The organism is Bacillus cereus group sp. BfR-BA-01522, assembly GCF_022662635.1.
Classification (GTDB): Bacteria; Bacillota; Bacilli; order Bacillales; family Bacillaceae_G; genus Bacillus_A; species Bacillus_A cytotoxicus.
The window spans coordinates 28,619-45,924 of sequence record NZ_JAKUDY010000015.1; the positions used below are offsets into that span (position 1 = coordinate 28,619).

The window sequence follows — 17,306 nt, forward strand, 5'->3', positions numbered from 1 at the left end:
TAAAAGGAGAGACAGAATAGATGTACAAAGGCTATTTAATTGACTTAGATGGTACGATGTATCGCGGTGAAGAACAAATTGAAGAAGCAAGTGATTTTGTAAAAGCATTACAAGAGCATGGCATCCCATATTTATTTGTAACGAATAATTCAACGCGAAAACCGGCACAAGTTGCTGAAAAACTGGTTCGTTTCGATATTCCAGCTGAACCAGAACAAGTATTTACAACGAGTATGGCAACAGCGAACTTCATTTATGAACGGAAACAAGATGCAACTGTATACATGATTGGTGAAGAAGGTTTACACGATGCTCTTGTGGAAAAAGGATTTGAACTTGTGGATGAAAATCCTGATTTCGTCGTTGTTGGTTTAGACCGCGACATCACATATGAAAAATTAGCAAAAGCTTGTCTTGCTGTGCGTAATGGCGCAACGTTTATTTCTACAAACGGAGACATTGCTATTCCGACTGAGCGAGGGTTACTACCCGGGAACGGTTCACTAACATCTGTTGTAGCAGTATCCACAGGTGTAGATCCAATCTTTATTGGGAAACCAGAATCCATTATTATGGAACAAGCCTTGAAAGTACTTGATGTGACGAAAGAAGAGGCAATCATGGTTGGGGATAACTACGATACCGACATATTAGCAGGGATAAATGCTGATATGGATACGCTTCTTGTCCACACTGGAGTCACAACTGTGGAAAAATTAAAAGATTATGAAGTGCAACCAACGCATGTTGTGCATAACTTGACGGAGTGGATTGAGAAAATGTAATGAGAGACAGGTAACTAAATGGTTGCCTGTTTTTTATGCACAATTACATATATGATACATGTATCTAAAAATAAAAGTAAAATGTAATGATATAAGAATGAGGCTGGTGATAGGAAATGTATGCAATGTCATGGATTATTTTCGGTTTTACGAGGAAAAAATTTTTTTCAGGCTGGAATACAGTTAAGTGTTAAAGGGCTATTATATAAAAATACTGAATTTAAACAGCAAGCTGTATTGATGAGTAGAGAAAAGAAGCTCCTGCTTATGGTCCATTCCAAATCAGCCGGATAATATAACCGAAGAAAATAATGTAAGATAGTATTGCGATAGACCATACTCTAGCTACTGTACGAACAAATCCTTTTTCACCAATGAATGTTAAAATAATGGATAAAAAGCTACATATAATTAGAGTCGCTTCTAATGATGGAGTGAGATGCATGTCCATAAAAATAAGTGCTACTAATGAATGCAAGCGGTAGGGAAAATAAAGAAAAGGCTTGTTTACGAGTCATTTCACCCCACCCCTTTTTACAAGGAGTATATAACAACTTGTAATATATGTAAATTTAAAAAGGAACCTCCTTCTGTTTTGAACTAGAAGAGAGGTTCTTTCCCTTTACTCAGCATGCTCAGCTCGGTGTGCCAAACGACTAGAAGCAGCCGCAGCAATACCTCCAACGATATCATCAAGAAATGTATTAACTTTTCCAGTTGATTTATCATTTAAGTATTCTAAAATACCTGGTTTTAATTTATCGATATATCCAAAATTTGTGAAGCCAATAGAGCCATAGACGTTCACGATAGAAAGTGCGATCACCTCATCAATTCCGTATAATCCTTCATCGCGCTTTACAATATCTTGCAACGGTTCACTTAATAGACCTTTTTCAGCAAGGATATCTAATTCAATTCCTGTAATAAGGGCATTTTGAACTTCACGTTTTGATAATACACGTTCTACATTGTAACGACATTCTTCCATCTCTAAATTAGGATGGTACTTTTTTTGAAGAAAATGAACGAGTTCAGCAATGTCATCGATTGTTACACCGCGCTCTTGTAAAAGTTGTAATGCTTTTTCTTGTAGTTGATTTGATTCTTTCATGTTTATCACCTTTTTTTCTTTTTATTATTTGTATACGTTTCTTAGCTTTATCATGTGCATAGGCATGAAAGGCGAGCACAAGCTCATATATATATAGAAAAAACATAGGTGGCGACTATGATGATTCAGCATATTTATGAGCATTATCAAATGCATGTCAAAGAATTAATTCCCCTTGGCCCCTATAAAAGTTTTTGGATTCGCAATAAAATTTATGTACTTCTTCCGATTGGAAATATGGAAGAAGAAGTACTTGTTGAAATGAAAAAGCTCAGTGATTATATGAACCAGCAAGGGGATATTACTGTTGCAACTTTCGTTCCAACGATACACGGTTACTATGTAAGTGAAATAGAAGAGAAAAATTATTGTTTATTAAAAGGGATACGCTTGCTTGAACGACATGCTACTCCATTAGGAAGTGAACTTTCATTATTTCATAAACGCGGTGCCTTTTTCCCAGAGGAAATTGATAAATTAAGCCGCATTGGTGAATGGAAATCGCTATGGGAAAAGAGACTTGATCAATTAGAGCGTTTTTGGCAATCACAGGTGATGAATCATCCTTCAGATGTATTTGATCAATTGTTTATTGAATCATTCCCTTATTATTTAGGAATTGCTGAAAATGCTATTCAATATGTTGTTGATACAGAGATAGATGACACACCACAGCTTTCTGATTCCGCAACGATTTGCCAAGAAAGATTTACACCTTTATTATGGCAACAAACGAATCGATTAAAAATTCCTATTGATTGGGTATATGATCATCCAACTAGAGATATAGCAGAATGGATGCGCTCTATAATAACAGAGAAAAAGAAAGATTCGGAACGACTAATTGTTCAATTTATTTCCGAGTATGAACGAAATTATTCGTTATCTTCTTTTGGTTGGCGCTTATTATTTGCACGTTTACTGTTCCCGCTCCAATACTTTGAAACAGTAGAAAGTTACTATCAAACAGATAATGAAGAGTATAAAAGTGTATACAGAGATCGCTTAGAAGACATTTTACACGATATGAACCGTTCAGAGCAATTTATGAAGCATTTTTATGAATTTTTTCGATTACCTGTTAATAAGTTAGGGATTCGCAAATTAGATTGGTTATCGTAGAATCAAACAGAGACCTCTGTTTGATTCTACATATTACGGTGAGAAAAGGGTGTCATTATTTGTCGAGCAGACGATAAGTTGTGTCGAACCGCCGATATTTTAGGTCGAATCGTCGATATAATTTCAATTACCATTTGTTTTTCCGAAAAAATACAAAAAAGAGACCGGATTTGGTCTCTTTTTTGAGGAGATTCTGAGCAAGCCGCCTTCGCTTTGCAATTAAAATACTTGCTCTACTTCGATTACGCCTGGTACTTCTTCTAGTAGTGCGCGTTCGATACCAGCTTTTAATGTAATTGTAGAACTTGGGCAGCTTCCGCATGCACCCATAAGGCGTAGTTTTACGATACCATCTTCAATATCTACTAATTCAACGTCACCGCCATCGCGAAGTAAGAACGGACGTAATTTATCTAATACTTCTAGTACTTGTTCTTGCATGTTTGGGTTTTCCATTTTTATCGACTCCTTTCATCCATTTTATTATAATCAAGATACAGGGGAAAATCTATTTTTTCTGTTCTTGTTTTATTGTCGAAATGTGTAATCATGTTTACAATGTGTTTTTTCAGTATAGGGGTATAGTATGAACTTGTAAAGTGATGCGCTTATGTAGTTAAGGCATCTGAATATACTGTTAGAACAGGAAGTTAGGGGGAAAAAAGAATGATTCATGTTCAAGTGTATGGTGCAAAAGTGATTTGTGCAAGCTGCGTTGGAATGCCATCTTCAACGGAAACGTTTGAGTGGTTGCAAGCAGCAATTGGTCGTAAGTATGAAGGAAAAGAAGATCAATTTAAATTTGAATACATCGATATTCAAGAAGAGCAAGAAGATGCAGAGAAGAAAGCTTTTGCAGAGCGCGTTATTGAAGAAGATTTATTTTATCCAGTTGTTGTTGTCAACGGAGAAATCGTTGGAGAAGGAAATCCTCGTTTGAAAGATGTATATGAAGAGATTGAGAAATATTTATCAATTGAAAAGCCTTTGTGAATGCAAAGGTTTTTTTAATAACTATAAAAGGAAAAATATTGAAGGCGGTGTGAGAAATAGATATCGTGAAGCAAGAAGTACCAGAAGAAGTAAAAGAGTTAATGGCACAATATGTAAGTAGGCTACAAGAAATATTGTTAGATGAAGAACTGGTAGGAGTATATGTGTACGGTTCCGTTGCGTTAGGTGCATTTTGCTATGCGACAAGTGATATTGATTTTATTACAGTAACAAGCAAAAGGATGGAGGAAGATATGCAATTTCAAATAAAGAAATTGCATAAAACCCTCAGTAAGCATAAGCTTGGAAAACGAATGGATGGTATGTATATTTCTGTCGCTGATTTAGGAAAAAGAAATGAGGAGATAGAAGAGTATATGTACTGCGCAAATGGAAAAATAAACATAGGACACTGGGATATAAATGCAGTGACGTGGTGGACGTTAAAGAATCAAGGAATTACTGTTACGGGACTGGAGGCAAAGGAACTTCCTTTTCACCCATCATGGAGCGATGTTCAAAGAACGATGAAATATAATGTAGAGAAATATTGGAGTGAAAAAATATCGCGTCCTTATTTATTTCTTAGTGGGGAATGGGTAGAATCAGCTATTGTGACAATGGGGCGTATAGTTGTTACTCTCGAGCAAAAAAGAATTGTTTCAAAAGATGAAGGGTTGCAATATATGATGAGGTCTTCTTCTGAAAAATGGAAGCCCTTATTCTGGGAGGTTGGACGTATAAGAAGGAATGCGGGAGAAAGGCGGATGATTTCCATATGGAGAAGAGCAAAGATGACGCGGCAGTATTTGGTTAGTACGATTGAACTATGTAAAAAGAAATTGGAAGAGAAAAAAGATGTATACAAATAGTAGGTAGTTTCGTTTCTCTGCATACTCTAAGTAATAGAGTGAAATCAGCTATTGTCAATATGAGAGATGATATTGATTTTATTAAATTCGTACCGGTTCAATGATTCAAAGTCAAAGAGCATTTCTTATGATAAAGAAATGCTCTTTTTATATAATAATAAAAAAATAATGTTAATAAATAAAAATTTATTGTAAAACGATAAAAATGTGTTAAAATCAAATTTGCAATCAATAAGAGAGGTGCTGTCTATGAAACGAGAAACATTCTTTTTAAAAATAGCTGTTATTCTTATCGGTATTCCAATTTTTGCTTTATGTATATTTTTAGTACCTAAGATAGGGAATTTTGCAGCAGAATTGTATCCAGATATTGTTTATATGAAATATCTCGTTCTAATTGATTTGTATGCAGCGGCGATTCCTTTTTACTTTGCTTTGTATCAAGCTTTCAAACTTTTGCAATATATTGATCGGAATGAAGCGTTCTCGGAATTATCTGTAAGAGCTTTAAAGAATATAAAGAACTGTGCTATTACAATTAGTAGCTTGTATGTGATAGGTCTGCCACTCTTCTATCTCATTGCGGAGAGAGATGATGCCCCTGGCATTATATTAATTGGATTGGTCATTATTTTTACTTCAACGGTTATCGCAGTTTTTGCTGCTGTTCTTCAAAAGCTATTAAAAAATGCTGTAGATATAAAGACAGAAAATGATTTAACGGTTTGAGGTGAATAATATGGCAATTATAATCAATATTGATGTGATGCTAGCTAAAAGAAAAATGAGTGTAACAGAACTTTCAGAGAAGGTTGGGATTACAATGGCTAACCTTTCCATATTAAAAAATGGAAAAGCAAAAGCAATTCGGTTTTCAACTTTAGAGGCAATTTGCAAAGCATTAGAATGCCAACCTGGAGATATTTTAGAATATAAAATGGAAGAAGGTTATGAAAGTAATCGCAATGAATAATGATTTTTAATGAATAAGCGTTGTCGTATTATAGAATCGAAACGATAGATGAATGATAATCTTTTTTTAGTAATGAAAACAAAAAAACGCTTGGCAAAACTCAAGCGTTTTTTTGTACGAATTATATAACTGAAAATCGTGTCATCCTTGTTTCAGGAAGGAGAAGAAGCTTCTTCCTCTGTACGCACTTCAAAACATTCATTTTTACATAGATATTTAAAAATTCTTTGTGTTACTTTTTCCTCTTGATCTAATAAAAAACGATGATTAAAAGCATAGAAGGATTGCCCTTTAATTAATTTTACATAATACATCACATAGACCTCCATTATATACAATTGTAATAATTCACTATTATGTTATCCATTATTTGGATATTGATACTTAGAGATTTTCACAAGGTTTGTTTAAAATAGGATAAAAATGAGAAGGTAAGGAAGGGTTGTTATTACGAGGAGACTATGGCAGTATATAAAAATATAGGAAATTCTTATATACAATTCATTTCAAATTTTTAGTAGCGATTCTCACGCAGTTATCCATAAGAAATGGAAAAGAATTTTTGTACAAGAATTGAGAATGATAAATTGGAGGAAAGAAAATTATGTCTAATGTACCAAATTGTCCAAAATGTAATTCGGAGTATACATATGAAGATGGAGCTCTTTTTGTATGCCCAGAATGTACACATGAGTGGAATTTAGAATCGGAAGCAGAAGATGTGAAAGTTGTAAAAGATGCGAATGGAAATGTTTTGCAAGATGGTGATTCTGTATCTGTTATTAAAGATTTAAAGGTGAAAGGAACGTCATCTGTTATTAAAATTGGTACAAAAGTAAAGAATATCCGTCTTGTTGATGGTGATCATGATATTGACTGTAAAATTGATGGTTTCGGAGCAATGAAATTAAAGTCTCAATTTGTTAAAAAAATATAATTGTGAAGAAAGAAGAAAAACAAGAGCTAAAAACTCTTGTTTTTCTCTTTACCCGTTATGATATTTATACATCCAGAGAATACCGGATTTTAGTAGTCTTGGCACGCGTCCCATTAGCGGTTGATTTGCCAATAAGCCGAAACCGTGTTTTTTACCAAGAGAGCCGAGAACTCCTTTTAATTTAATAACAGGTAGCTCGTCAGGAAGTGGCTCATTATTCCAACGTTTCAGCAATATTTGGACAATCTGTTCGCCTTGCCCTTCAGCTAATTGTGCAGAAGGGGCATGTGGAAGCGATGCACAATCACCTACAACATATACATGCTCGTTATTCGGAATATTGTGATATTTTGTTAATATAACCCGTCCGCTACTATCATGTTCGACGGGAAGGTTTCGAACAACTTCATTAGCTTGAATGCCAGCTGTCCATACAATTGCGTCACAAGGAAGCGGTTCGTCATGGTTGTACACAATGTTGGGCTCTACTTTCGTAATATTAGAGTTCCGTATAATGGTAACTTTATGTTTTATGAACCATTTTTCTACGTATCTACTTAATTTCTCTGGAAACGGGAATAAAATGCGTTCTTTTCGATCGAATAAGTAAATTGTTAAATCAGGACGACTTTCGCGGAGTTCACTTGCTACTTCAACACCGCTTAATCCAGCACCAACAACCGCTACTGTTGCATTTGGTTCTAAGCTGTTTAATTGTTCGTACGTTTTACGTGTTTGTTCAATGGATTGTAGACTGTGTGTATATTCCTTTGCCCCTGGAACATTGTGATATTTGTCTTCACAGCCAAGCCCGATAATTAAATCATCATATTGAATTTCTTCACCGCCATCGAGATGAACGCTTTTGTTTTCAAGGTCAACATTCGTTACAGTTCCATATTGAATGTTGAGGCGTGGATGCTCTGGAAACGGAATGCGAATATGAGTTTCTGAAATTGTCCCCGCCACTAATGCATAGTATTCTGTCTTAAAACAATGGTATGGTACCTTGTCGATTAATGTCACTTGGACATCATCTGGAAGCTGATTGTTTGGAAGAAGCCGCTGTAGAATTCTCATTCCACCGTAGCCACCACCCAATAACACGAGGTGTTTCATGATGGATTACCCCTTTTCTGTTGAAATATCCCCTAATCATAAAATTGTATATTGAAAAAATATTTTGACTTTACTCACTCAAATTATATCGAATTTGTGAACAAATAACAATGCATGAATGAGCACTCTGTTGTACAATAAGAAGAAAAGTGGGATAAGCTGTTGCGATTTACCAATTGATTTGAAATAAAACAGTATACCCAATCAATGGTTTAGTTAGTGTAATGAATACAACAAGAAATGGCAGCATTTTCTTCTGATAGAATGATTTGAACAGTTATAGGGGGGAGTTTGTTGGTTAAACCATTAATCGAATTTTGCGTAGGTAACCTTGCGAGTGGTTCACAAGCAGCGTTTGAAGAGCTAGAAAAAGATCCAAACTTAGATGTTATGGAATACGGTTGCCTTGGCTATTGTGGTATTTGCTTTGAGGGACCATTTGCGCTTGTAAATGGTGAAGTTGTACAGGGTACTACAGTAGAAGAACTTGTGAAAAATATATATGATTATTTGGAAGAAAATCCAATGTTTTAAGGTGTTACAGCGATGTAACACCTTTTGTTTTGTCACTTATTTCATGAGGAGTAAAAATTTATTTGGAGGAAATGCTAACAAAGAATTTGAAGCTGTGAGGTGACAAAATGAATATTATTTGGGGAGTAATTGGCATTATCGTTATTCTTTTTATTGGATATTTGCTTTCAAATAACAAACGTGCAATCTCATTGCGTACTGTATTTGGTGGACTTGCGATTCAAGTATTGTTTGGTTTTATCGTGCTAGAGTGGGACTTTGGTCGAAGTGTATTAGAGAAAGTAACACAGTTTGTTCAAAGAATCATGGATTTTGCGAATGCTGGAATATTATTTTTATTTGGTAATTTAGGAGATCCAACGAAAATGGCGGGATTTGTTTTTGCGTTTCGTGTACTCCCAATTTTAATTTTTCTATCTTCAGTTATTGCGATTTTATATCACTTGGGAATTATGCAATGGATGGTTCGGAGTATTGGAGGAGCTTTAGCAAAGCTATTAGGAACAAGTCAATCAGAATCATTATCTGCAGCGGCAAATATTTTTTTAGGACAGACGGAAGCGCCGCTTGTCATTCGTCCGTATATGCCGCATTTAACGAAGTCCGAACTATTTGCTGTAATGGTTGGGGGATTAGCGTCAGTATCAGGCTCAACTCTATTTGGATATGCTGCACTAGGTGTGCCGCTTAAATTTTTATTAGCAGCAAGCGTAATGGCAGCGCCAGCTGGGCTTATTATGGCAAAATTATTGTTCCCCGAAACAGAAAAGAAAGAAGTGTGCACGATTTCGAAAGAGGATGAAAAAGATGAGCGTAAAAAGCCAACTAACGTAATTGATGCAGCAGCACGCGGGGCAGCTGATGGATTATCACTCGCTTTAAATGTAGGCGCAATGCTGATTGCTTTTATTGCTGTCATTGCTCTTTTAAATGGAATTGTAGGTGGAATCGGCGGTCTGTTCGGTTATTCTAATTTATCATTACAACTTATATTGGGATATATTTTTTCGCCACTTGCGTTTGCTATTGGGGTACCGTGGACAGAAGCAATTACCGCAGGAGGGTTTATTGGGGAAAAATTAATTTTAAATGAGTTTGTGGCGTTTACGGACTTTGCTCCGCAAATGGGAAAGCTTTCAGAGAAAACAACAGCGATGATTACATTCGCATTGTGCGGATTTGCCAACCTTTCTTCCGTAGCCATTTTACTTGGTGGTCTTGGTGGGATGGCACCGAATCGGCGAGGCGACATTGCTAAATTTGGTGTGAAGTCTATCATAGCTGGTACATTAGCAAATTTATTGAGCGCTGCAATTGCAGGGATGTTTGCATGAAATAAAAAAGGCCCTTTTAAGAAGGGCTTTTTCTTACACAATTCGTGTAAGAACGACTTCGATAAGGAAGTCGCCAAAACGTTGTCAAATATGAGAAACGGGGGACATTCATATTGTGTTCCAAAAGCATGCATTTTATACTTAAAATAATAAATTATTTTTGGAGTGAATCAGAATGAGCCAATTTTCTTTTACAAAAATGCATGGTCTTGGAAATAGCTATATATATGTAAATATGTTTGAAGAACATATTCCAGAGGAAGAACTAGCTCTTGTAGCAGAAAAAGTTTCGAACAGAAATACCGGCATTGGGGCTGATGGAATGATTTTAATTTGTCCATCTGAAGTAGCACCAGTAAAAATGCGTATGTTTAATAATGATGGCTCAGAGGGAAAGAGTTGTGGAAATGGGCTTCGCTGTGTAGCGAAATATGCATATGAGCATAAATTAGTAGAAGAAACGATTTTTACGATTGAAACATTAGCTGGTATTGTAACAGCTGAGGTAACAGTCGAGAATGATATTGTTACACTCGTTAAAATTGATATGGGGGCACCTCGTTTAACACGTGCGGAGTTACCGATGCTTGGAGAAGGAGAAACGCCGTTTATTCGTGAGGACTTTCTATTTCATAATCAACGTTATGCATTTACAGCAGTTTCTATGGGAAATCCACATGCTGTAATTTTTGTTGATGATGTAGAAAAGGCACCTCTTACAACACTGGGACCTGTACTTGAGAATCATGAAATGTTTCCAGAACGGGTAAATGTTGAGTTCATTGAAATTTTGAATGAAACAGAGATGAATTTCCGCGTATGGGAACGTGGATCAGGTGTAACGCAAGCATGTGGAACGGGAGCGTGTGCATCTGTTGTAGCAGCAATCTTAAATGGAAAAATGGAACGCGGTAAAGAAATTACGGTTCATTTAGCTGGCGGTGACTTAATGATTACGTGGACAGAAGAAGGAACTGTAATGATGAAAGGACCAGCAGAAGTGATTTGTCACGGAGTGTATGAGTACAAGATAGAAGCATAAAGATGTATAATAGAATAAGAAAGGAAGGTGGATTTTATGATTACTGTAACACAACAAGCAGCATTTCAAATTAAGGATATGTTAAAAGATGCTGAAGATGGGGAAAGATATGTTCGCTTTGCCGTTCATGGCGGAGGATGTAGCGGTCTTTCTTACGGTTTAGGATTTGAAAGAGAACCAAATGAAGACGACACAGTTCTTGAATTTCATGGTGTTGAATTTGTTATTGATAAAGAAAGTGCTCTGATTGTAAAAGGAGTAAAAATTGATTATAAGCAATCGATGCTTGGCGGCGGATTTACAATCGACAATCCAAACGCAATCGCATCATGCGGCTGCGGGTCTTCTTTCCGTACAGCGACGAATGCTGGTACGCCGGAGGAATGCTAATAAATTAGAACCTTCTCATCCAAAAAAAGAGAAGGTTCTTTTTGATATCTTACAAAAGTGTAATATTTATGTCACGTTTATGAATTTCTTTTTTTATTATATAAGTTTATGATATCGATATAATAAAAAATGAGGTGAATCACGTGAAACGATATATTGCACTTTTTAGTATTTTAATCGTATTTGCTAGTGTTTTAGTTGGTTGTGATTTGAATCGTATGGGGAAAGATACGTACTATGTTCAAATTACAGTGGATGGAAAAGTATATGAAGGAAAAGCGGATGATGGTACAAGATATACAGATTATCAATATAAATTAGCAGGATTTGATGAAGAAGGAAAGGAAAAAACAATGGAATTTACTGCGCAGAAAAATCTTCGCAAAGAAGCATTTCTTCGCATTTATTACTCCGATAAAAAAGGGGTAACAGCTTGGGAGGAAGTACAGAAGGATGAGCTTCCTGCAAAAGTGAAAGAAAAATTAGGTGTAAAATAATAAAGAAGGAGTTGGCTTTTTCGGTCAACTCCTTTTTTTGTGTGCAAATTCTTCTTCTGAAATAACTGTAAATCCATGTCGTCGAAAGAGTGCTGTTGTAACGCCATATCCAGCTTGTTTCTTTCCATTAAATTCTCCTGTATAAATTGTAGAACTACCGCAAGAAGGGCTGCGCTCTTTTAAAATAATGTACGCGGGGTTTAAATCTTTTATTGTTTCTAAAGCTTTATAAGCGCCTTGTATAAAGGCATCTGTCACATCGTTTCCGTTTTTATCTTGCACTCTTGCCTTTCCATCTAGCACGTCATCTCCATTGCCACCAATGATTTCTGCTGGTGGGCGCGGAGTTGGTAATCCGCCTAGTACTTCTGGACAGACAAGAACGGTGTCTTCTTTTTGTAATAACTCATCTATTTTAGAAACAAGATTATCATTGCCGTCGTAACGGCAAGCGATACCAGCTAAACAAGCGCTAATTACAATCATGTTTTTCTACCTCAGTTCTTAAAAGGATAAATGCTTAGTGTACGACACAACGAACAACAGAGTCATGCATTATACATGACCCTTTTGTTCATCAATCAAATTTTCGTACAACGGGAACGCGAATGGCAACGAATAATACAAAGAGAATGACCGCAATCGCGCCGCTTTTCATAATGGTAACGATTGGAATACCGGCAGCGAGTGCAAGGGATGTAAGAGCATAAGAAATTGGAATGAATCCCATTGATGAAAGCATGAGTAAGCTCATTACGCGCCCCATCATTTCTTCTTTAACAGTAGATTGAATCATTGCCATTAAAGGAACAATTGCCATAGCAATCGTAATTCCGTAAAATGCGCCAGCTAACAATGCTTGCCACAGTGTTGTACTAAAGTTAATCGATAAGAAGAATACGCCAGATAAAAGCATCATGATAATACAAAATAGGCCCCGTCTTCGACTAATATTTTTCAGGCCAACGATAATAGCTCCAATTGCCATTCCGCCTCCAACGGATGCTTCTAAATAACTAAATTGAAGAGAATCGCCGTGCAATACATTTTTGATAAACAATGGAAATCCAACTTGCATAGGGCCGATTAAAAATAAATTTAAAAAGGCGCTACAAATTAAGAATGTGGACAGAAATGGCGATTTTCTTACATATAAAATTCCTTCTTTAATAGATGTAAACATCCCTTTATTTGAATCTGATTGTTCTTGCACGGTAGATTGTATTTTTTGGACAAGTATAGCGGCTATAATAAGTAAAAGAATTGTAATGGTAAAAATCGTTTCATAATTACTAAATTTAATCAGGATGCCACCGAGTACAGGTCCTAAAATAACAGATGCTTGGTTTGTCATTTGGGTTAGTGAGTTTGCTTGTGTTAAGCGCTGTTTTTCAACAAGTTCAGGTAAAATGGATCCGTCTGCGGACCAGAAAAAAGCATCTGCTAGTCCAAAGAATAAAGCGAAGAAAGCAAATGTATATAAGGTTACGTCACCGATGACAAACCAAGTTAAGATGGTTGCTACAATAATAGCACGAACGATATTGGAGTAAAACATAATATTTTTTTTCGGAAATTTGTCTGCCACAGCTCCTCCTACAATCATAAAGATTAGTCTTGGGACGCTAAGTGCAACAAAGACAACACCGAGGGAAGCTTCGAGATTTAATGTTTTCGCGATGTACCATGTTTGAGAAAAGGTAAAAAAGGCTAATGCAAAACTTGAAAAAAGAGTAGCTGCCCAGAGGAAAAGGAAATTTGTATTTTTTAATAATGGATTCCCATTTTCTTCTAAAACAGACTTGTTTCGTTGTAATTCCTCCATATTGCATCCTTTCTATGTCACAAATTTGAAGCAGTATAAAATTTCTATTAACATTTGTTTTAACCGCTATGTTTAGGTAATAAACCTAAAAAGTAAAATAAACGAAGAAAACATCCTTTGATTAAAAAATAATCCTTTATGGGAATATTCCTTTATGTAGTTTTGAATATTTCCATACTACACTTTTTCATTGTAGACAATAATAACAGATTTGCCCAGTATATTTTTAAAGATAAGAAGGGGAAGAACCATCAGATCTACTCTCATTATGAGGTGTCTGATGGTTCTCTTTTCAAGATTTCAGCACTTGAATTCCCTTTACAATATTCCAAATAAAGAAATATATGCTAATGATTCCGCAAATTCCTATAATGATAATTGAACCGATACCAAGTGTTATGTCAGGTTGATTAGAAGTAATTCCTAACATCCCGATTATAATCATTCCTAAAAAAGCTGTAATCCCTGGAATAATATGAGTCCAAAGCGCTTTTTTTGCATGAATCTTCGTTTCGTTTTCACCAATTATCCAAATAATGATAGGGAATATAATGGGAGCAAAGAAAACGCTCCAATACGAAAGCGCAGCTAATATTTTATTTCCATTCATCTATCTCACCTCGTAAATGTATGTGGTTGTAATAGTTTTAGTATGTGAAAAATGCTGAAAAGTAATATGTATTTTCCTTGCAACCTTATACGAGGGAAAAATATGGCAGGTAACAATTATATCAATGTGAAGGTGATAAGCCCAAAAGTGATGACCATTACTATCATCCCTTTTAATTTGGTTTTCTACCACAATTGGATAGAAAGTACTATTCCTCCAACTAAAACAAGAGGAATGGCAATCATATCTGAAAAATGATGTTCTAACGTTCCTTTCGTAGCTGCTCAATATATTTCCGTTTGTACTTCCATATGATCTCTCTCCCATCCCAATTTGAGTGATTATATAAATTATACCTTATGCATGTACGCTGGAGGTTAAAAATAAAATATGTTATTAAAAAAACAGAATTTTTCGGATTTTATCTGCATGTAATAAAAAAGAGGTGCGATTTCTACACGAGAAATTGCACCTCTTTTTTATTTATACGTTAAAACATACTAGAGCTATGCATTGGTTGTAATTTTGCACTTGGGTCAAAGTAAGCTTTTGCATTATTTACTGCTGTTGGTGCTTCGCCAAAACCACATGCAATTAGTTTTACTTTTCCTTCATATGTACAAACATCTCCTGCTGCATAAATACCTGGAATATTTGTTTCCATTTTCGAATTTACAACGATGCTGTTTTTTTGAATGTTTAAGCCCCAGTTTTTAATGGGACCAAGGGAAGAGACGAAACCATAATTTACGATGACATCATCAACATCAATGACGACTTTTTCTTCTGTTTTGACATGTTGCAAAACAACTTGTTCAATCTGCTCTTCACCGATTAGTTCTACTGGAACATAAGGTGTTTTTATATCTGCCCGAGAATTTATTAGGTTTTCTACACTATGTTCATGAGCACGGAATTTATCACGACGATGAATAATGGTTACTTGCTCAGCGATTGGTTCTAACATTAATGTCCAGTCTACTGCAGAGTCACCACCGCCAAATACAACAACGCGTTTTCTGGCAAATTTATTCATGTCATCAACGAAATAGTGCAAGTTTTTCTTTTCAAATTTCTGTGCACCATCTAATTCTAAGCGGCGTGGTTGGAAAGCACCATTACCAGCTGTAATAATGACAGATTTAGAGTAGTGTGTTTGTTTATTTGTTACGAGTTTAAACACGCCATCAGCTTGCTTTTCAAGAGTTTCCACTGCTTCTTCTAAGCAAATGGTAGGATCAAATTTTTTCATTTGTTCTTTTAAATTGTCCACTAACTCTTGCGCACGTACTTTTGGGAATCCTGCAACGTCATAAATATATTTTTCAGGGTATAGTGCGGACAATTGTCCTCCAAGTTGCGGTAGGCTTTCAATAATTTTTACACTTGCCTGTCGCATCCCGCCATAAAATGCTGTAAATAGTCCGGTTGGACCACCACCAATAATTGTTATATCGTACACATTTTGATTTTCTGTCATTATTTATTCCCCCTATAGATGGAATTTGGATATTGATTCCATATATTGTTCATATGTATACGGAAATCCTGCAAAGGACTGTAAGTTAACATAAATGATAGCATATTTTTGTTCCTAATACGTAAGAAAGCGACTGAATTGTTTGTAAGCTTCTGCATAGATTAATTAGAAATGTATAAAATATACAAATAGGAAAATACATGAAAAAGAGGGGGAGAAACCCTTGAAAACGCTATGTTATTTTAAAATATTGATAATTCTCTAGGTGCTTGAATTCTGAAATAAAACCGAATAATATAGGGAAGTATTATGTTAATTTTTTATGACAAATTTCGTACGAATTTTTGAATACGTTTTGTTATGAATGAGAATGTGATAAATTCCACATTCTTGACAAATTAGGTGTTATCGCTTATTGCGAGTATATAAAAGAAAAGGGTTGTGATTCAGTGAAAACTCCAAAAATCGTAGTTTTAGGCGCAGGTTATGGTGGGATGATTACGACTGTTCGCCTACAAAAAACATTATCTGCAAGTGAAGCTGAAATTACGCTAGTAAATAACAACAGCTATCACTACCAAACAACTTGGTTACATGAAAGTGCAGCTGGTACTTTACATCATGATAAAGTCCGTCTAGATATTCAAGACGTTATTGATACAAATAAAGTAAACTTTGTGCAAGATACAGTTGTAGAAATTAAAGCGGCTGAAAAACGTGTAATTTTAAAAAATAGCGAGTTAAAGTATGATTACTTAGTCATCGGTCTAGGCTTCGAGTCTGAAACATTTGGTATCAAAGGGTTGAAAGAGCATGCATTCTCTATTACTAACATTAATACCACTCGTCAAATTCGTGAGCATATGGAATATAAATTCGCGCAATATGCGACTGAAAAACGCGATGAATTAGTAACAATCGTTGTAGGTGGCGCAGGATTCACAGGCATCGAGTATGTAGGAGAACTGGCTAATCGAATTCCTGAACTGTGCAAAGAATATGATGTTCCACGTGAGAAAGTACGTATCATCTGTGTAGAAGCTGCTCCAACAGCGCTTCCAGGTTTTGACCCAGAATTAGTTGAATACGCTGTAAAACAGCTAGAGAAAAAAGGCGTAGAATTTCGCATCGGTACAGCAATTAAAGAAGCAACTGAAGAAGGTATTCTTGTTGCAAACGGTGATGATGTAGAATTAATTAAATCTGAAACTGTTGTTTGGGCTGCAGGTGTTCGTGGTAATGGTATTGTAGAAGAGTCTGGATTTGAAGCGATGCGCGGTCGCGTAAAGGTCGATGAATTTATGCGTGCTCCAGGTCAAGAAAATGTATTCATGGTTGGTGACGCAGCATTAATCATCAATGAAGAAATTAACCGTCCATATCCACCGACAGCACAAATTGCAATTCAACAAGGTTACAATATTGCCCACAATTTATCTGTATTAATTCGTGGAAAAGGCGAAATGAAAAAGTTCGTATTTGATAATAAAGGATCTGTATGTTCATTAGGACATGACGATGCAATGGGTGTCGTGATGGGGAAAAAATTAACGGGCTGGAAAGCTTCTTTCATGAAGAAAGTAATTGATAACCGTTACTTATTCCTACTTGGTGGACCTTTATTAGTTCTGAAAAAAGGGAAATTGAAGTTCTTTTAATATATAGTAAAAAAGCAGAAA

General features: G+C 35.7%; 22 protein-coding genes. 13 read left to right on the forward strand and 9 right to left on the reverse strand.

Features of this window, described 5'->3' with window-relative positions; genetic code table 11:
• Nucleotides 1-20 precede the first annotated feature (20 nt).
• On the forward strand, nucleotides 21-785 hold the full coding sequence (locus tag MR059_RS17860; RefSeq protein WP_087095519.1) for a TIGR01457 family HAD-type hydrolase: 765 nt from the start codon (nucleotides 21-23) through the stop codon (nucleotides 783-785).
• 265 nt (nucleotides 786-1,050) lie between these two features.
• Here the strand turns inward: MR059_RS17860 and MR059_RS17865 are convergent, their stop codons facing one another.
• Entirely contained in the window at nucleotides 1,051-1,236 is a 186-nt protein-coding gene (locus tag MR059_RS17865; protein ID WP_142288791.1) for a hypothetical protein, read from the reverse strand.
• Nucleotides 1,237-1,407: 171 nt separating this feature from the next.
• Complete coding sequence (locus MR059_RS17870) at nucleotides 1,408-1,899, reverse strand: phosphatidylglycerophosphatase A family protein (RefSeq protein WP_012096010.1); 492 nt, start codon at nucleotides 1,897-1,899, stop codon at nucleotides 1,408-1,410.
• A 120-nt stretch (nucleotides 1,900-2,019) separates the two neighbouring features.
• Here MR059_RS17870 and yutH point away from each other — a divergent pair, with 120 nt between their 5' ends.
• Nucleotides 2,020-3,021: a spore coat putative kinase YutH gene (yutH, locus tag MR059_RS17875; RefSeq protein WP_041810105.1), complete on the forward strand. Its 1,002-nt coding sequence runs from the start codon at nucleotides 2,020-2,022 to the stop codon at nucleotides 3,019-3,021.
• 219 nt (nucleotides 3,022-3,240) lie between these two features.
• Here yutH and MR059_RS17880 read toward each other — a convergent pair whose 3' ends face one another.
• Nucleotides 3,241-3,477, reverse strand: a complete 237-nt coding sequence (locus tag MR059_RS17880; protein ID WP_012096008.1) for a NifU family protein — start codon at nucleotides 3,475-3,477, stop codon at nucleotides 3,241-3,243.
• Nucleotides 3,478-3,687: 210 nt separating this feature from the next.
• Here MR059_RS17880 and MR059_RS17885 point away from each other — a divergent pair, with 210 nt between their 5' ends.
• The 4 genes from MR059_RS17885 to MR059_RS17900 all read left to right on the forward strand — a co-directional run bounded on the left by MR059_RS17885 (nucleotide 3,688) and on the right by MR059_RS17900 (nucleotide 5,859).
• On the forward strand, nucleotides 3,688-4,014 hold the full coding sequence (locus MR059_RS17885; protein ID WP_087095518.1) for a YuzD family protein: 327 nt from the start codon (nucleotides 3,688-3,690) through the stop codon (nucleotides 4,012-4,014).
• A gap of 101 nt (nucleotides 4,015-4,115) precedes the next feature.
• A complete protein-coding gene (locus MR059_RS17890; RefSeq protein WP_048723211.1) occupies nucleotides 4,116-4,886 on the forward strand; it encodes a nucleotidyltransferase family protein in 771 nt (256 codons plus the stop codon).
• Between the two features lie 249 nt (nucleotides 4,887-5,135).
• The gene (locus MR059_RS17895) at nucleotides 5,136-5,615 is read left to right on the forward strand and encodes a DUF2975 domain-containing protein (RefSeq protein ID WP_012096005.1); all 480 of its coding nucleotides are present in this window, start codon (nucleotides 5,136-5,138) and stop codon (nucleotides 5,613-5,615) included.
• A gap of 10 nt (nucleotides 5,616-5,625) precedes the next feature.
• Nucleotides 5,626-5,859, forward strand: coding sequence for a helix-turn-helix domain-containing protein (locus MR059_RS17900; protein ID WP_012096004.1), 234 nt, complete (start codon nucleotides 5,626-5,628; stop codon nucleotides 5,857-5,859).
• Nucleotides 5,860-6,011: 152 nt separating this feature from the next.
• Here the strand turns inward: MR059_RS17900 and MR059_RS17905 are convergent, their stop codons facing one another.
• Nucleotides 6,012-6,173 carry a YqbF domain-containing protein gene (locus MR059_RS17905; protein ID WP_081428410.1) on the reverse strand — a complete coding sequence of 54 codons (162 nt, stop codon included), beginning with the start codon at nucleotides 6,171-6,173 and terminating at the stop codon, nucleotides 6,012-6,014.
• Between the two features lie 290 nt (nucleotides 6,174-6,463).
• On the opposite strand from MR059_RS17905, the gene MR059_RS17910 reads away from it, so the two are divergent.
• A complete protein-coding gene (locus tag MR059_RS17910; RefSeq protein ID WP_012096003.1) occupies nucleotides 6,464-6,796 on the forward strand; it encodes a zinc ribbon domain-containing protein YjdM in 333 nt (110 codons plus the stop codon).
• A 48-nt stretch (nucleotides 6,797-6,844) separates the two neighbouring features.
• Here the strand turns inward: MR059_RS17910 and MR059_RS17915 are convergent, their stop codons facing one another.
• Nucleotides 6,845-7,915, reverse strand: a complete 1,071-nt coding sequence (locus tag MR059_RS17915; protein WP_012096002.1) for an NAD(P)/FAD-dependent oxidoreductase — start codon at nucleotides 7,913-7,915, stop codon at nucleotides 6,845-6,847.
• A gap of 291 nt (nucleotides 7,916-8,206) precedes the next feature.
• On the opposite strand from MR059_RS17915, the gene MR059_RS17920 reads away from it, so the two are divergent.
• The 5 genes from MR059_RS17920 to MR059_RS17940 all read left to right on the forward strand — a co-directional run bounded on the left by MR059_RS17920 (nucleotide 8,207) and on the right by MR059_RS17940 (nucleotide 11,712).
• Nucleotides 8,207-8,449, forward strand: a complete 243-nt coding sequence (locus tag MR059_RS17920; protein ID WP_012096001.1) for a YuzB family protein — start codon at nucleotides 8,207-8,209, stop codon at nucleotides 8,447-8,449.
• A gap of 107 nt (nucleotides 8,450-8,556) precedes the next feature.
• Entirely contained in the window at nucleotides 8,557-9,783 is a 1,227-nt protein-coding gene (locus MR059_RS17925) for a NupC/NupG family nucleoside CNT transporter (protein ID WP_012096000.1), read from the forward strand.
• Nucleotides 9,784-9,958: 175 nt separating this feature from the next.
• A complete protein-coding gene (gene dapF, locus MR059_RS17930; RefSeq protein WP_012095999.1) occupies nucleotides 9,959-10,825 on the forward strand; it encodes a diaminopimelate epimerase in 867 nt (288 codons plus the stop codon).
• A 36-nt stretch (nucleotides 10,826-10,861) separates the two neighbouring features.
• Nucleotides 10,862-11,215 carry a HesB/IscA family protein gene (locus tag MR059_RS17935; RefSeq protein ID WP_087099304.1) on the forward strand — a complete coding sequence of 118 codons (354 nt, stop codon included), beginning with the start codon at nucleotides 10,862-10,864 and terminating at the stop codon, nucleotides 11,213-11,215.
• Between the two features lie 143 nt (nucleotides 11,216-11,358).
• Nucleotides 11,359-11,712, forward strand: coding sequence for a YxeA family protein (locus tag MR059_RS17940; protein WP_012095997.1), 354 nt, complete (start codon nucleotides 11,359-11,361; stop codon nucleotides 11,710-11,712).
• Nucleotides 11,713-11,736: 24 nt separating this feature from the next.
• Here MR059_RS17940 and MR059_RS17945 read toward each other — a convergent pair whose 3' ends face one another.
• The 4 genes from MR059_RS17945 to MR059_RS17960 all read right to left on the reverse strand — a co-directional run bounded on the left by MR059_RS17945 (nucleotide 11,737) and on the right by MR059_RS17960 (nucleotide 15,627).
• On the reverse strand, nucleotides 11,737-12,198 hold the full coding sequence (locus MR059_RS17945) for a 2-thiouracil desulfurase family protein (protein WP_242161925.1): 462 nt from the start codon (nucleotides 12,196-12,198) through the stop codon (nucleotides 11,737-11,739).
• Nucleotides 12,199-12,289: 91 nt separating this feature from the next.
• Nucleotides 12,290-13,537 carry an MFS transporter gene (locus MR059_RS17950; protein WP_012095995.1) on the reverse strand — a complete coding sequence of 416 codons (1,248 nt, stop codon included), beginning with the start codon at nucleotides 13,535-13,537 and terminating at the stop codon, nucleotides 12,290-12,292.
• A gap of 292 nt (nucleotides 13,538-13,829) precedes the next feature.
• Complete coding sequence (locus tag MR059_RS17955) at nucleotides 13,830-14,147, reverse strand: magnetosome magnetite crystal formation protein family (protein ID WP_012095994.1); 318 nt, start codon at nucleotides 14,145-14,147, stop codon at nucleotides 13,830-13,832.
• A gap of 490 nt (nucleotides 14,148-14,637) precedes the next feature.
• Nucleotides 14,638-15,627 (reverse strand): NAD(P)/FAD-dependent oxidoreductase, encoded by a 990-nt coding sequence (locus MR059_RS17960; RefSeq protein ID WP_012095993.1) that lies wholly within the window; start codon nucleotides 15,625-15,627, stop codon nucleotides 14,638-14,640.
• Between the two features lie 449 nt (nucleotides 15,628-16,076).
• Here MR059_RS17960 and MR059_RS17965 point away from each other — a divergent pair, with 449 nt between their 5' ends.
• A complete protein-coding gene (locus MR059_RS17965) occupies nucleotides 16,077-17,285 on the forward strand; it encodes an NAD(P)/FAD-dependent oxidoreductase (RefSeq protein WP_012095992.1) in 1,209 nt (402 codons plus the stop codon).
• Nucleotides 17,286-17,306 lie beyond the last annotated feature (21 nt).

Bases quoted from the DNA above. Each gene is read 5' to 3' on its own strand.
- MR059_RS17860 (WP_087095519.1), top strand. From the start codon at position 21: ATGTACAAAGGCTATTTAATTGACTTAGATGGTACGATGTATCGCGGT.
- MR059_RS17865 (WP_142288791.1), bottom strand. From the start codon at position 1,236: ATGGACATGCATCTCACTCCATCATTAGAAGCGACTCTAATTATATGT.
- MR059_RS17870 (WP_012096010.1), bottom strand. From the start codon at position 1,899: ATGAAAGAATCAAATCAACTACAAGAAAAAGCATTACAACTTTTACAA.
- yutH (WP_041810105.1), top strand. From the start codon at position 2,020: ATGATTCAGCATATTTATGAGCATTATCAAATGCATGTCAAAGAATTA.
- MR059_RS17880 (WP_012096008.1), bottom strand. From the start codon at position 3,477: ATGGAAAACCCAAACATGCAAGAACAAGTACTAGAAGTATTAGATAAA.
- MR059_RS17885 (WP_087095518.1), top strand. From the start codon at position 3,688: ATGATTCATGTTCAAGTGTATGGTGCAAAAGTGATTTGTGCAAGCTGC.
- MR059_RS17890 (WP_048723211.1), top strand. From the start codon at position 4,116: ATGGCACAATATGTAAGTAGGCTACAAGAAATATTGTTAGATGAAGAA.
- MR059_RS17895 (WP_012096005.1), top strand. From the start codon at position 5,136: ATGAAACGAGAAACATTCTTTTTAAAAATAGCTGTTATTCTTATCGGT.
- MR059_RS17900 (WP_012096004.1), top strand. From the start codon at position 5,626: ATGGCAATTATAATCAATATTGATGTGATGCTAGCTAAAAGAAAAATG.
- MR059_RS17905 (WP_081428410.1), bottom strand. From the start codon at position 6,173: ATGTATTATGTAAAATTAATTAAAGGGCAATCCTTCTATGCTTTTAAT.
- MR059_RS17910 (WP_012096003.1), top strand. From the start codon at position 6,464: ATGTCTAATGTACCAAATTGTCCAAAATGTAATTCGGAGTATACATAT.
- MR059_RS17915 (WP_012096002.1), bottom strand. From the start codon at position 7,915: ATGAAACACCTCGTGTTATTGGGTGGTGGCTACGGTGGAATGAGAATT.
- MR059_RS17925 (WP_012096000.1), top strand. From the start codon at position 8,557: ATGAATATTATTTGGGGAGTAATTGGCATTATCGTTATTCTTTTTATT.
- dapF (WP_012095999.1), top strand. From the start codon at position 9,959: ATGAGCCAATTTTCTTTTACAAAAATGCATGGTCTTGGAAATAGCTAT.
- MR059_RS17935 (WP_087099304.1), top strand. From the start codon at position 10,862: ATGATTACTGTAACACAACAAGCAGCATTTCAAATTAAGGATATGTTA.
- MR059_RS17945 (WP_242161925.1), bottom strand. From the start codon at position 12,198: ATGATTGTAATTAGCGCTTGTTTAGCTGGTATCGCTTGCCGTTACGAC.
- MR059_RS17950 (WP_012095995.1), bottom strand. From the start codon at position 13,537: ATGGAGGAATTACAACGAAACAAGTCTGTTTTAGAAGAAAATGGGAAT.
- MR059_RS17955 (WP_012095994.1), bottom strand. From the start codon at position 14,147: ATGAATGGAAATAAAATATTAGCTGCGCTTTCGTATTGGAGCGTTTTC.
- MR059_RS17960 (WP_012095993.1), bottom strand. From the start codon at position 15,627: ATGACAGAAAATCAAAATGTGTACGATATAACAATTATTGGTGGTGGT.